Origin of the sequence: Janthinobacterium sp. SUN206 (assembly GCF_030587305.1) — a bacterium.
GTDB lineage: Bacteria > Pseudomonadota > Gammaproteobacteria > Burkholderiales > Burkholderiaceae_D > Janthinobacterium > Janthinobacterium kumbetense.
This window is the reverse complement of sequence record NZ_JAPWIB010000004.1, coordinates 173,835-187,544: the sequence shown is the minus strand read 5'-3', so window position 1 is coordinate 187,544 and position 13,710 is coordinate 173,835. Positions and strand designations below refer to the sequence as shown.

The window sequence follows — 13,710 nt, the reverse complement described above, 5'->3', positions numbered from 1 at the left end:
GATGCAGCGGGGCGTTGGCGGGACGCAGCCCGTTTATTTTTCCAGTTGCGTACGCACGCGGGCGATCGCGGCGCGTACCTGGCGTGGCGCGGTGCCGCCCACGTGGTCGCGCGCGGCGACAGAGCCTTCCAGGGTCAGCACGGCAAACACGTCTTCGTCCGTCAGCGGGGAAAACGCGCGCAGCTGCTCCAAAGACAGGTCGGCCAGGTCGCAGCCGGCGTCGACGCAGGCGCGCACGGCCAGGGCCACCGCTTCATGCGCGTCGCGGAATGGCAAGCCCTTCTTGACCAGGTAGTCGGCCAGGTCGGTCGCCGTGGCATAACCCTGCAGGGCTGCCGCGCGCATCGCTTCCGGTTTCACCGTGATGCCGCCGGCCATGTCGGCGAAGATGCGCAGGGTGTCGATGACGGTGTCGACGGTGTCGAACAGCGGTTCCTTGTCTTCCTGGTTGTCCTTGTTGTAGGCCAGCGGCTGGCCTTTCATCAGGGTCAGCAGGCCAGTCAGGTGACCATACACGCGACCCGTCTTGCCACGCGCCAGTTCCGGCACGTCCGGGTTTTTCTTTTGCGGCATGATCGACGAGCCGGTGCAGAAGCGGTCGGCGATGTCGATGAAGCCGATGCGTGGGCTCATCCAGATCACCAGTTCTTCGGCCATGCGCGACACGTGCATCATCAGCACGGCGGAGGCGGCGCAAAATTCGATGGCGAAATCGCGGTCCGACACGGCGTCGAGCGAGTTGTGGCACACGTCGTCAAAGCCCAGCGTCTTGGCCACGCGCAGGCGGTCGATGGGGAAGGTGGTGCCGGCCAGGGCGGCGGCGCCCAGCGGCAGGCGGTTGACGCGCTTGCGGCAGTCGGCCATGCGCTCGGCGTCGCGGCCGAACATCTCGACATATGCCAGCATGTGGTGGCCGAAGGTGATCGGTTGGGCTACTTGCATGTGGGTAAAGCCGGGCATGATGGTGTCGGCATGCTGTTCGGCCAGATCCGTCAGCGCGCCGCGGAACGTCGCCAGCAGGGCGGTGATGTCGTCGATGGCGGAGCGTACGTACAGGCGAATGTCGGTCGCCACCTGGTCGTTGCGCGAACGGCCCGTGTGCAAGCGCTTGCCCGCATCGCCTACCAGTTCGGTCAGGCGCTTTTCAATATTCAGGTGGACATCTTCCAGGTCCAGCAGCCATTCGAACTGGCCGGCGGCGATTTCCTGCGAGATTTGCGCCATGCCGCGCTGGATTTCCGCGTAGTCGGCCGGGCTGATGATGGCTTGCGCATGCAGCATTTCCGCATGGGCCAGCGAACCTTCGATGTCGAACAGCGCCAGGCGCTTGTCAAAAAATACAGAAGCTGTGTAGCGCTTGACGAGGTCCGAGACCGGTTCGGAAAACCGGGCCGACCAGGCTTCGCCCTTTTTGGAGAATTGATCAGTCATGAAAGAAGTCCTTTAGTGTAGGGCGATTATAAACAAGGTTGGCCGGCGGTAGGGCTTTTAGGGGCTTGCAGGGCGCTGAAATGGCCAGGAATGGGGCTGGCAAGCCTCAAATGCCACGGCGTGTGCACGTTGTGCGTTCCATCCGGGCTTTTTGTATTCTGTCCCGCGAATCGTGCGTTTGGTCGCAATTCGATGGCGGTTCAGGGGGGATCGGCCTACAGTTCAATCATCGCAGCACACAACCAGCCACCCAAAGGACATCATCATGAACATCGCTAAAAACATGGAAGCCATCTTCGTCGCCATCATCGCCATCGCCGCCGCCACCAGCCTGGCTACCGCCGCCGTGCCGAAGTTCCGCGCCGCGCCGGCACCCGTTGCGGCCAGTGCCGAGCAAGTCACCATGCACACCGTGTACGTCAGCGCCAAGCGCCTGAGCGCGGAAGAAAAAGCCGCCCTGTAAGCGCGTGCCATACCATGCAGGCAGTAGCAGTACCTCGCAGTTTCCCATCACGGGCCATTCGAACGGGCGGTACCCCCGGTTCGCTCCAGCCCAGGTGACAGCAGCAATACGCAACACAGCATAACGACGGGCGGAACGTACGCCTCCAGCCAAGCAGCCTACTTTCACGCGTCAGCCCTCACGGGCCGTCGGCATCGCGCCGGCGGCAGCGGACAGCCACGCCTAGCGCATTTCGTCCAGCGCCCAGCGCGCCTCGCTGGCCACATCGGGGACGGGGTCATGCAAGCGGCTTTGCAGCATGGGAATGGCGGCGCCAGCTTGCAAGTCGCCCAGCGCATGCGCCACGCGACGGCGCACCACGGCGTCCTGATCGCCCAGCATGGCGATCATCGGCGCCAGCCAGCGCCGCTCTCCCATGTCGCCCAGCGCAGCGGCAGCTTCGGCGCGCACCGCGGCGTCGCGATCGGCCAGCAGCGCCGCCACGGCGGGTGCCGTTTCCGTAAAACGCATTTCACCGAAGGCCCAGACGGCAAGCTGGCGTACGACAGGCTGCGGGTCGCGCAAGGCCAGCAGCAGCGCCGGTATGGCGGCGCGCTGGCGGAACGATTCCGTCTCGGCCGCATGGCGCAGCGTGTAGTCCCTGGCGCGCATCGCGCCGGCAAGCCGGGTGAAATTCGGATTGTCGAGCGCTTGCAGCAAGGCGACCGGGTCTTGCTGCCTGCTGTCGGGGCCCGGCAGCAGGCTGTCCGGCCACAGCACCCGCTCCCCTTGCAGCGTGATACTGCCGATCACGCACATCAGCGCTACGCTTGCCAGCATGCCGCTCCACCATTGACGCAGCGTGACGCGCCCGCGCGGGCGATGGGCTTCCAGCAGCGCCGCGATGCGTGCGCCCAGCATGGCGCCGCGGCTGGCAATGCGATTGGCCATGCCAGTTGCCGGCTTGCCTGCCGTTCCTGCGCCGAAGGCCTGGCGCGACACGGTGAGCAGGGTGTGGGCATAACGCGATGGCGTGGCGCCGGCAGCCAGCACCGCATCATCGGCAGCGCATTCCGTATCGTGTTCGAACATGCGCAACAGCGGATACATTAGCGGGTGCCACCAATACAGGGCAAGCAGTACGCGCGCCAGCAGCAGCATGGGCCAGTCATGGGCGCGGATATGCGCCAGTTCGTGGGCCAGTACGGCATCGGCCTGTGCGTTGCCGGCGCTGTGACGGTCCAGCACGATGACGGGATGATGCCAGCCCCAGCTGTATGGCGATGCGGCCGTATCGGAGACCAGCAGGCGCACGGCGCGGCGCAGCCCCAGCGACCGATGCAGCCTTTGCAGGGCCGTTGTCCATGCCGGCGCTTCGAGCACCTGTGCGGCGACGCTCGCCTGGCGCAAGCGCGCCAGGTTCAGCGCCAGGCGCAGCAGGTGGCATGCCACGCCGACGGCATACGCGGCCAGCAGCCAGCGGCCCAGCCATGCGGCACGTGCCGGGGCAGCCACGGCTGCCTCGATGTCGGGCAGCGCGGCCGTCGTCACGCTGACGGGGATGCGCAGCGGAGGATCGAGCAGGGCCGACAGGGCCAGCGGCATGCGCATGGGCAGCTGCGGCAGCCATAGCCAGAACAAGGGCAGCAACAGCAGCGCCACCAGGCCGCAGCGCGTGGCAAACACGCGGCGCGAGGCCGATGCGCGGTGCAGCAGGCGCAGCATGCAGAGCAGCAGCACGACCGTCACGCTATGCTTCAACAGCAGCTGCGCGAGGTCGGTTCCCGCCATCAGCAGCCTTCCTGGCGTGCCTTCGCGATCATCGCTTCGAGGTCATCGAGTTCCTTCGCACTCAGTTCGCCGGACATGCCGAGCAAGGCCGTCGCGGCGCTGGCCTTGGAATTATTGAAAAAGGTACCGACCAGTTTTTTCAGCGCCGACTCGCGCACCTGCGCCTGCGGCGCCACGGCGCTGTACAAATAGCGCTGGCCATCGACGCGATGCTGCAGCACGCCCTTCGTTTCCAGGCGCGCCAGCATGGCGCGCACCGCCGAATTGCTCAAGTCCGGGCCCAGTGCTTCCTGGATTTGCGACGCGGTGGCTTCCTGCAGCCGGTACACGCATTCGACGACCTGGCGTTCGCGCGGCGCCAGGTCTTCCAGTCCGCGCATGTCGGCGCCTGTTGTGGATACGGGATTTTTTTTCATGGTTGTTTCAATGCTTGCTCTGCTTGTGAAAGATGCTGGCGGTAGCCGGCCATTGCCTGTTCGCGTGCACCGTTGGCCTGTCCCAGCGCAAGCGCCCGCGTGAACTGGCGCTGCGCTTCCGCAGGGCGAGCGTCCGCCAGCAAGGCTTCGCCGTAGCTGTCCGCGGCATTGTCGGACTGCGCGTGGGCCTGGTTATTGTACGCCAGCACCAGCGTGGCCAGCGCCGTCTGCTTCGCCTTGGTCAGCAGGTCGAAACCCAGCGTATTGATCTCCGCTTCGCTCAGGGCGCTGTCCCGCAGCGCCAGCGCGATGCGGCTTGCGGCCGCGTCGTTCTGCTGCTTGCCCAGCAAGGCGGCGCTGTGCTCCAGTTCCCCCATCAGTTTTTGTCTGGCCTGCGCCCTGGCCACGCGCGCGGCGCTCTGCGTGGCCAGGGTCATGACCTGGCCGATGGCGGCAACGACCAGTTCCGGTTCCTGCATCTGGATGCCATGGCCGCTATTCGGCGTGAAGACGTGCGCGCCGCTGGAAAACTGGCTGAGGAAGGCGGCGTGCCGCTCGCGCTTGATCTTGACGATGGCTGGCGTCTCCTGGAAAAAGTTCGAATCGGCACGCGCCTGCACGGACGTGAGCAGCACCGCCGGTACGTCGGGCAGCGCCGGCATCGTCGGCAGCTTGCCCGCATCGAGGATGGCCTGGATGGTCTGCAGCTCGCCCTGCCACTTGGCCGGGATGCTGGCAGCGAGCATGCGCTGGTCCTGTTGCAAGCGCACCGGATCGAGGCGTTTGAGGACGGTTTCCAGGCCTTCATCCGCGGGGTCGACAAAGACCAGACCCGCGACCTGCTGCGGATGCGTCGCCGCGAAATAGCGGATCAGGAAGCCGCCATAGGAATGGCCCACCAGGATCAACGATCCTTCCACCTTGCGCTGGCGCAGCACATCGGCCAGCTCGGCGACGCTTTGTTCCATGCTGAGTGGCTGGGGACGCGCCGGCGACTTGCCGTAGCCGGCACGCGAGTAAACCAGCACCGCCGCTTTCTTCGCCACCTCCGGCGCCACCTTGCGCCATACCGACAGGTCGCTGGCGAAGCCGCCTCGAAGACGACGGTATACGGCCCGGCGCCAGTCTGCGCCACGTGCAGCGGATGCCCGCCGACGCTGACCATGCCGTCAAAATCGGCGGCGACGGCCGGTGTTGTCAGGGCGGCGGCAGACAGCAGGCCGGCCCATGTCCACTTCCATGCGAATGAGAGCATCGTCTTCCTTGATGGTTGAGTTGGCTACAAATGTAGCATGCGACATTTGTAGCACCCCTGCAAGCAATGCATGCGGCGACTTGTCCGCCGCAGGGAACGGCGGCCAGCCAGCCTTCCTGCCTTTCATCGGGCCGGTTGGTATTCTGTCCCTTCTTTTGGGCGGTTTGTCGCAAGCCGCTGGAGATGGCCGGCCCATGCGCCTACAGTTCCATCATCGCAGCAGACAACCAGCCACCCAAAGGACACCATCATGAACATCGCTAAAAACATGGAAGCCATCTTCGTTGCCGTCATCGCCATCGCCGCTGCCACCAGCCTGGCCACCGCCGCCGTGCCGAAATTCCGCGCCGCGCCGGCATCCATGGTCGCCAGCGCCGATCAAGCCACCATGCACACCGTGTATGTCAGCGCCAAGCGCCTGAGCGCCGAAGAAAAAGCCGCTCTGTAAGGATGACGGCAACACGACAGACTGCCTATCGGACCCTGATCCCATGACCTCACATTTTTTCTGGCTTCTGCTTGCTGTATCGTTCTCGGCGACTGCTGCGCCCATGCCGGAGGCATTCAGCCCGGCGCCTTGCGAGACGGGTATTTTTCGCCAGGACCAGACGGGCTTCGTCGCCCTCACCAAGGGGGCGAAAGGCTATGGCTATACCTTCAGCGACGGGACCGTCGGCAACACGCAGGACGCCGGCGTGCTGCTCGCGTGCGGAAAGGACGCCGTGCTTGTCAACGGCAAGGAGCGCTGGCCGAAAGTGGCTTTGGCCGAAGCAGATACGCGCTTTGAATCGCATGGCGTCATGCTGGCGGGCCGCCTGATGGAAGCGCCGGGCGCCGGCAAGGACACGCCATTGGTCGTGTATGCCCATGGTTCCGAAAGCAGCGGCTGGATCGACCGCGCGCGCGACCCTTATCAGATGGTGGGACGGGGCGTGTCCGTTTTCGTGTATGACAAGCGCGGTACCGGGTTGTCCGAAGGCGAATATACGCAGAATTTTCCGCGCCTGTCCGATGACCTGGTGGCCGCGTCGCGCGAAGCAAAACGGCTGGCGCAAGGGCGTTACGGCCGCTTCGGCCTGATGGGTGTAAGCCAGGGCGGCTGGATTGCCCCGCTGGCGCAGGCGCGCGCCAAGGCGCAATTTCTCGGCATCGGCTATGGCCTGGTGGCCGATATCACGGAGCAGGATGCGGCGCAGGTTGCCAGAGAACTTCAGGACAAGGGTTATGGCGGCGACGTCATCGCGAAGGCCAGGACGGTGACGGATATCACGGCAAGAATCGTCAAATCCGGCTACCAGGATGGACTGGACGACCTGTCTGCATTCCAGCGGCAGTTTGGCAAGGAGCCGTGGTTTGCCCTCATCAAGGGCGGCTACACGGGCGTGTTGCTGGGCATGCCGGCCGATGAGCTGCGCAAGAATGGCATACCGCGGTTCGACAAGCTCGATATCGACTGGTCGCTCGATCCCGTGCAGGTCGCGCGGCAAGTCACGGTGCCGCAGCTGTGGGCCCTGGCAGAGGATGACCGCCAAGCGCCGCCGGCTGTCACTATCGAGCGCTTGACGGCGTTGCGCGGCCAGGGCCAGGCCATCTCGGTCTACCTCTTCCCGCAGGCCGATCACGGCATGCGCAGCTACGCTCAGGCGCCCGATGGAACGCGCAAGCCGACCATCATCACGCCCGGGTTTTACGACCTGATGGCCGACTGGGCAAAGGGCGGCATCCATGGCGCCTACGGACAGGCGTACCGCAAATAACGCCACGGCGACGGCGCGTGGCCGTGGTTATTGCCAGTGCATCAGGCAGGGCGGAATCAAGAGCAGCAGCGCCAGCACCAGGTAAATCAGCTGCAGCGGGATCATCCACTTGGCCCACGTAATCCAGGGCACACGCGCCAGCGCCAGCACGCCGACGGTGATGCCGGACGTTGGGATCATCGGCGTGGTGAACTCGCCGAACTGGAAGGCCAGAATGGCCGTCTGGCGCGTCACGCCCACCAGGTCGGCCAGCGGCGCCATAATGGGCATCGTCAGCGCGGCCTGGCCGCTGCCGGAATGGATGAAGAAGTTGATCACCGACTGCATGAAGAACATTTTTTGTGCGGCGAAGACGGGACTCGACGAGGCCACCAGGGGCGTCAATGCGTGCAGCATGGTGTCGATGATTTGCGCGTCGCGCGCCAGGATCATGGTGCCGCGCGCCAGCGCGATGACCAGCGCCACGCTGACCATGTCGCGCGCGCCCTGCACGAACGACGCCACCAGGCTGTCCATGTCGAGCCGGCCGACCAGGCCGACGACGATGGCCATCACCAGGAACAGGGCGGCGATTTCATCGATGAACCAGTCGTATTTGACGACGCCGACGACCATCGTCAGCAAGGTCGCCATGAAAATCCACAGCACGGCGCGGTGCGTGCGCGTCATGCCGGCAAAGCTGTTCAGGTCCAATGTGTGCTCACTGCGCTTTTCGATGTCGAGCAGGTAGGTCGGGCTTTTTTCCGGATGGCGCTTGATGCGCGCCGCATACCACATCAAAAACACGATGCTGACCGCCGTGGCGATGGCCCACACGATCAGGCGGTAGCCGATGCCGGAAAAGATCGGCACCCCGGCGATGCCCTGCGCGATGCCGACGTTGAACGGGTTCAGGAAGGCGGCGGAAAATCCCACTTGCGAGCCGATGAAGGGAATCGACACGCCCGTGATGGTGTCATAGCCCAGGGCCAGGGCCAGCGGCACGAAGATCAGGATAAAGGGAATCGCTTCCTCGTTCATGCCGAAGGTGGCGCCGCCCAGCGAGAACATCGTGAAGAAGACGGGGATGATGGCGGCGCGCACGAAGCGCGAACTGGTGTGCGCCTTGGCGATGGCCTTGATCAGGGAATCGAAGGCTTCCGTTTTTTGCAGCACGGCGAAGGCGCCGCCGACGATCAGCACGAAGCCGATGATCAGGCTGGCGTCGACGAAGCCCTTGATGGGCGCCATCATCAGGGCGGCGAGCCCCTGCGGCTTGTTGTCGACATAGTGAAACGTACCGGGGATGATCAGCTGCTTGCCGTTCACCAGTTGCGTGTCGAATTTCCCGCCTGGCACCAGCCATGTCGCCACGGCGATCATGGCCAGGATGCCGCACAGCAGGACGAAGGTATTGGGGAGCTTGAATTTTCTCATGGCGCTTTTTTGTGACATTTATTGGCTCAGCAGGCTGCCGCCGCGGAAGGCGACGGCGCCGGCGACCTTGCCGACGTTCATGCCCCGCAGGACGTGGCGGTGGGCGCTGCGCGCAAAAAAGACGCCGGCCACGGTGCAGCGCAAGGTTGTCGTCTCGCCGCTGACGGGGTCGATCAGGTCGGCCACGGCGTCGCCGGCGGCCAGCACGTCGCCCATTTCGCGCAGATACACCAGCACGCCATGATGCGGTGCGAGGATCGGCTCTACCCCGGCCAGCGGCGTCGGTTCGCATTGCGGCGCGGGCAGGTCGTCGCCGGCGCCGGCTATCTCCAGCACGCCCTCGATGGCGAGAAAGCGCAGCAGGGCGGTGGCGTCGCGTTCGGCCAGGGCGTAGCTCACTTCCACTTCGCCGCGCAACTCGACCGTGGTCGACAGGCAGGCGGCGGGAATCGGATAGCGTCCACCGAAGTGCGCGCCGAGATCCCACCACAACCGGCTGCACGCTTCGTCGAACGGCTCTTCGCCAGCCGCCAGTTCCAGCAGCACGGCGCGCGCGCCCAAGAGCGCGGACAGGGGCGCGATCTGCGCCGCCAGCGGCGTGCCCGTATAAATGTGCAGGGCCGCCTCGTTATCGCAATGCAGATCGAGCACGATGTCGGCGTCGATGGCCATGCCCAGCAGGGTTTTCTTCAAGGTCTCCGCATCCGTGCCCGGCCGCCAGGCGGCGACGGCCGCGCGCGCATGCTCGCGTATCAGCGCCACGTTGGCTTGCGCATCCTGTCCCAGCTGGCCATCGAGCGTGGTTTTCAATTCATCGGCCACGTGGCGGTAGGCGCGGTTGAAGTTGATGCCGGTGGTCAGGTCGAAGCGGCCGAACGGCGCGCCATGGATGGCTTGTGCCAGGCCGATCGGATTGGCGGCCGGCACCAGGATGATTTCTCCATGCACCTTGCCCGCCGCCTCCAGCGCCAGCAGTTCGCGGCGCAGGAATTGCGACACCAGCATGCCCGGCACTTCATCCGCATGCAGCGCCGCCTGGATGTAGACCTTCTTGCCGCTGCGGCTGTTGGCTGCCGCGGTGCCGAAGTGAAAGCTGCTCAATTGGCACGCTACGCTGGCGTGCGCGGTGGAAATGGGGTGCTGTTGTACTTGCATGGTGAATTCGCCCCAAAACGGGGCGCGGTTGATGGATTTCGGTCGATTATGTAGCAATATTTTCACGAAGTAAATCAATGAAAATCCTTTTACAAATATTTGTTGAGTTTTCTTTTTGATATGAGTACAGTAAGTTCCAGCGACCCGATTTCGCCTTCCGCCAGTGATCCGCAGTGTCCAAGAATACAGGCCGCCAGTGATATGAAAGCATCCGCCAGTCCTGCACGCAGCAGTCCCCATACGCCACGGGTTGGCACGTTGTCGGCGCCCGATGCCGCCTTCGCGCAGTCTCCGCTGGGGCAGGCGCTGATGCACGTGCTGGGCAGCGGTTCGGCTTCGCAGCGGCAGATCGCCGATTACCTGCTGCGCAACCAGATGCGGGTGACGGCGCTGGGCATCGAGGAACTGGCCGACAGCTGCCAGGTATCGACGGCCACCATCAGCCGCTTCGCGCGCGATATCGGCCAGAAGAATTATTCGGCCATGCGTGGCGCCATGGCCGAAACCTTGCAATCGCTGTTGCAGCCAGTCGACAAACTGCGCCGCACGATAGAGCGGCGCGCGCGCGCCACGTCGCCCGTCACGGAAAGCCTGGAATATGCGGCCGCGAACATCGCCGCCACATCCGATGCCCTGTCGCCGCCCGCCGTGCAGGCCGTGGTGCGGCGCCTGACGCGCGCCAAGGTGGTGTATGTGATGGGTTTTGGCCTGTCGGCCAACCTGGCCGGCATGCTGGTGCAGCATCTGCAGCCGTTTTGTCCGCATGTGGTGGAAGTGGTGGGTATCGGCGGCTCGGAAGTGGCGGCCGGCCATCTGGTCAACCTGACGGCGCACGACGTGCTGGTGGTGATCTCGTTCCCCCGTTACACGCTCGACTGCATCGGCCTGGCCAGCTTCGCGCGCGACCGCGGCGCCTGCATCGTGGCGCTCACCGACTCGCCCGCCTCTCCCCTGGCCGAACTGGCCGATCACGTGTTGTATGCGCAAAGTACCCATCCCGTCCTGCCCAGCAGTGCCAGCACGGCGCTGGCCATGATCGAGGCGCTGGCCGTGGCGCTGATGGTATCGAACAGGAAAAACGTTGAAAAAGCGGCCCGCTTGAGCGAAGTCATCGCCGCCTACCTGTACGGCGGCGAACATGGCGCGCAGGGTACCCGGAAAACAGCAGCAAAGCAGCGCAAGGCAGTGCCGCAGTCATTATAAAAACAGGGTTAATACCATCTGGGAGAGTTTGCATGCAAGCAGAAAAACAAGACGGCAGTTGCGTACCGCCACGCGAGTCGGCACTGGCGCAAGGCGTGCGCCTGGCGCTGGGGGCCTTGAGCGTGTCGGCAGCGCTGGGCATGCTGGGCAACGGCGCGCTGGCGCAGGAACCGGACGGCGAAGCGGCGCCGAAAAAAATGCAGCGCGTGGAAATCACGGGGTCGGCCATCAAGCGGCTGGAATCGGAGACGGCGTTGCCGGTGCAGATCATCACGCGCGCCGAGATCGACAAGGCGGGCGTGACGACGGCGGCCGAGCTGATGGCGCGCGTGTCGGCCAACGTGGGCGGCCTGACCGATGGCGCCAGCATCAATATCGGCGGCGACCAGCGCGGCTTCAACAGCGCCAATCTGCGGGGCGTGGGCACGTCATCGACCCTGGTGCTGCTAAATGGCCGGCGTATGGCCAACTTCGCCTCGCCCGGCGACGATGCGGGCGTGGACCTGAATAATATTCCCGCCGCCGCGCTGCAGCGCGTGGAAGTGCTGCTCGACGGCGCCTCGGCCCTGTATGGCACGGACGCCATCGGCGGCGTCATCAATTTCATTACGCGCAAGGATTACCAGGGTGTGGAGCTGAATGCCTACGGCAGCGGCACGCAGGAAGGCGGCGCCGGCAAGCGCACGGTCAGCATCACGGCCGGTACGGGCGACCTGGCCACGGATGGCTACAATATCTTCGCCGTGCTCGACGCGCAGCAGACGGACCGCCTCAGCACCTCGCAGCGCAAGTTCATTCCGAACCTGAACGTGCCCGAGCGCCTTGGCCATTTGCTGTCGAGTTTTACCAGCCCGGCGAATATCCGCCTGTCGGGTGCCCAGCGCGATCACCTGCAGGAGGTCGGCTTCCTGTTGAACGGCAAGCCGATCACCAACCGGCAAATCAACCTGTCCATCCCGGACTGCAATCCACCCGCCAATTTGTACCTGCCCAACGGCACTGGCGGCGTCGATGGCTGTACCTACGATTACATGCGCGATACGGAGTTGTATCCGAAGTCGGAGAAGCAGAATTTTCTTTCGCGGGGCGTGTTGAAGCTGAACCCGGACCATCAGCTATATGCGGAGGTGGCGTTGAGCCGTTCGCGTACCAATTATGTCGCGTCGTCGACACGGGTGATCGGTTACCTGGATTACAGCAAGGTGCCGCAATTGGCCAATACCGGTTTTGATACCATATTGGATGACGATGGCAAGCAGGTGGAGCGCGAACTGGAAGTGCGCATGCGATTGAAGGAGGCGGGCAACCGCACCAGTGAGTTGACCAGCGAAAGCCAGCGCTTCGTGGTGGGGGCGACCGGTACAGTGGCGGGATGGGATTATGACGTGGGTTTGAATCATAGCGTCAATACCGTCAGGGACCGTGATACCAAAGGCTATCTGCTGAAGGACAAGCTGCGTGCAGGTATCGCCGATGGCAGCATCAATCCCTTCGGGCCTTCCAGTGCCGAGGGCCTGGCACTGATTGAGAGCATCCAGGTCAACGATGAAGTGCGCCACGCGCGCGGCGTCATGGATGCGCTTGATTTCAAGGCGTCACGTGCTCTGATGGCCATGGGGGGCGGCGACATGGCCCTTGCCGTTGGCGGAGAGGTGCGCCGCGAACGTACGCAGTTCCGTCTTTCCAAATTACTGATGAGTAATAATATCAATGACGATTCGGCGCCGGAAGGCGGCAAGGACACCAGCGACAGCCGCACTGTGCAAGCCATTTACAGCGAACTGCTGCTGCCGTTTACCAAGCAGTGGCAGGCGCAGTTATCTGGCCGTTACGACCATTACCAGCAGGTGGGTGGCGCCCTGAGCCCCAAGGTGGGCCTGACTTACATGCCCAGCAAGCAGGTGCTGATGCGGGCGTCCACCGGCAAGGGCTTCCGCGCTCCATCGATGTCGGACTTGCACCGGCCCACCGTCTACAGTAGTACGGCGACCCTGCCCGATCCCGTGTTATGCGCCACTGTGGATAATAACTACGCCGATTGCGCGCAAAACTGGGATACGCGCCGCTACAGCAACGACAAGCTGAAACCGGAGCGCAGCCGCCAGTTCACGGCCGGTGTGGTGCTCGAGCCGAGCCAGCACTGGACCTTCAGCTTCGATTACTGGAACATCAAGCGCACGGATCTGATCAGCGAAATCGGCGACGACATCATCCTCGGCAACCTGGCCAAGTACGGCGACCTCGTACATCGCAACAAGGACAATGAAATCGACTACATCGAACTTCGCAAGGAAAACCGCGGCGCGCAAAAGGCTACGGGCATCGATATCACGGCCGACCTGCATGGCGTGAAGACGGCCTGGGGACGTTTCGGCGCCCACCTGAGTGGCACCTACGTGCTCGATTCGAAAATCCAGACGAGCCCCGGCGATGCCTTTATCAGCAACCTGAATAAATTCGTCACGGACGGCGTGGTGCAGCGCTGGCGCCATACGATTACCCTGGACTGGGACCATGGCCCGTATTCGGCCAGCCTGTCGAACACCTATTCGAGCAGCTACGATGACCAGAACTCGGCCATCAACACGGATGACGGCAGCGTCGTCAAGCCGAATCGGGTCAAGGCCTACACGCTGTGGGACATGTCGGGCGCGTATGCCGTCAGCAAGCAGTTCAAGCTGCGCGCGGGCATACAGAATCTGTTCAATACCAGCCCGCCATACTCGAACCAGGCCTACTTTTTCCTTTCCGGCTATGACCCGACCTATACGGATCCGCGCGGCCGGCGCTTCTATGCCAGCGCCAATTACAGTTTTAAGTAAAAAATTGGAGATACCGCAACAA

General features: G+C 63.8%; 10 protein-coding genes and 1 pseudogene. 5 read left to right on the top strand and 6 right to left on the bottom strand.

Features of this window, described 5'->3' with window-relative positions:
• Positions 1 to 33: 33 nt before the first annotated feature.
• Positions 34 to 1,431 (bottom strand): argininosuccinate lyase, encoded by a 1,398-nt coding sequence (gene argH, locus O3300_RS21455; RefSeq protein ID WP_251350221.1) that lies wholly within the window; start codon positions 1,429 to 1,431, stop codon positions 34 to 36.
• Positions 1,432 to 1,696: 265 nt separating this feature from the next.
• Between argH and O3300_RS21450 the strand changes: the two genes are divergently transcribed.
• Positions 1,697 to 1,894, top strand: coding sequence for a hypothetical protein (locus O3300_RS21450; RefSeq protein WP_099666468.1), 198 nt, complete (start codon positions 1,697 to 1,699; stop codon positions 1,892 to 1,894).
• 222 nt (positions 1,895 to 2,116) lie between these two features.
• Here O3300_RS21450 and O3300_RS21445 read toward each other — a convergent pair whose 3' ends face one another.
• The 3 genes and pseudogenes from O3300_RS21445 to O3300_RS21435 all read right to left on the bottom strand — a co-directional run.
• Complete coding sequence (locus tag O3300_RS21445; protein ID WP_305054053.1) at positions 2,117 to 3,664, bottom strand: HEAT repeat domain-containing protein; 1,548 nt, start codon at positions 3,662 to 3,664, stop codon at positions 2,117 to 2,119.
• Positions 3,664 to 4,080 carry a BlaI/MecI/CopY family transcriptional regulator gene (locus O3300_RS21440; protein ID WP_251350223.1) on the bottom strand — a complete coding sequence of 139 codons (417 nt, stop codon included), beginning with the start codon at positions 4,078 to 4,080 and terminating at the stop codon, positions 3,664 to 3,666. Before O3300_RS21440 ends, O3300_RS21445 begins: the two co-directional genes overlap by 1 nt.
• Positions 4,077 to 5,159: pseudogene (locus tag O3300_RS21435) on the bottom strand (alpha/beta fold hydrolase); the annotation flags it as partial. The gene O3300_RS21440 and the pseudogene O3300_RS21435, both read right to left, overlap by 4 nt.
• Positions 5,160 to 5,585: 426 nt before the next feature.
• Between O3300_RS21435 and O3300_RS21430 the strand changes: the two are divergent.
• Both O3300_RS21430 and O3300_RS21425 read left to right on the top strand, forming a co-directional pair.
• Positions 5,586 to 5,783 carry a hypothetical protein gene (locus O3300_RS21430; protein WP_099666473.1) on the top strand — a complete coding sequence of 66 codons (198 nt, stop codon included), beginning with the start codon at positions 5,586 to 5,588 and terminating at the stop codon, positions 5,781 to 5,783.
• 103 nt (positions 5,784 to 5,886) lie between these two features.
• Positions 5,887 to 7,092, top strand: coding sequence for a S9 family peptidase (locus O3300_RS21425; RefSeq protein WP_305054052.1), 1,206 nt, complete (start codon positions 5,887 to 5,889; stop codon positions 7,090 to 7,092).
• Between the two features lie 27 nt (positions 7,093 to 7,119).
• Here O3300_RS21425 and O3300_RS21420 read toward each other — a convergent pair whose 3' ends face one another.
• Together O3300_RS21420 and O3300_RS21415 are read right to left on the bottom strand one after the other, a co-directional pair.
• Entirely contained in the window at positions 7,120 to 8,508 is a 1,389-nt protein-coding gene (locus O3300_RS21420; protein WP_211548238.1) for a YfcC family protein, read from the bottom strand.
• A gap of 18 nt (positions 8,509 to 8,526) precedes the next feature.
• On the bottom strand, positions 8,527 to 9,663 hold the full coding sequence (locus O3300_RS21415) for a succinylglutamate desuccinylase/aspartoacylase family protein (protein WP_211548236.1): 1,137 nt from the start codon (positions 9,661 to 9,663) through the stop codon (positions 8,527 to 8,529).
• Between the two features lie 201 nt (positions 9,664 to 9,864).
• Here O3300_RS21415 and O3300_RS21410 point away from each other — a divergent pair, with 201 nt between their 5' ends.
• Both O3300_RS21410 and O3300_RS21405 read left to right on the top strand, forming a co-directional pair.
• On the top strand, positions 9,865 to 10,866 hold the full coding sequence (locus O3300_RS21410) for a MurR/RpiR family transcriptional regulator (protein ID WP_305054051.1): 1,002 nt from the start codon (positions 9,865 to 9,867) through the stop codon (positions 10,864 to 10,866).
• 32 nt (positions 10,867 to 10,898) lie between these two features.
• Positions 10,899 to 13,688 (top strand): TonB-dependent receptor, encoded by a 2,790-nt coding sequence (locus O3300_RS21405; RefSeq protein WP_305054050.1) that lies wholly within the window; start codon positions 10,899 to 10,901, stop codon positions 13,686 to 13,688.
• Positions 13,689 to 13,710 lie beyond the last annotated feature (22 nt).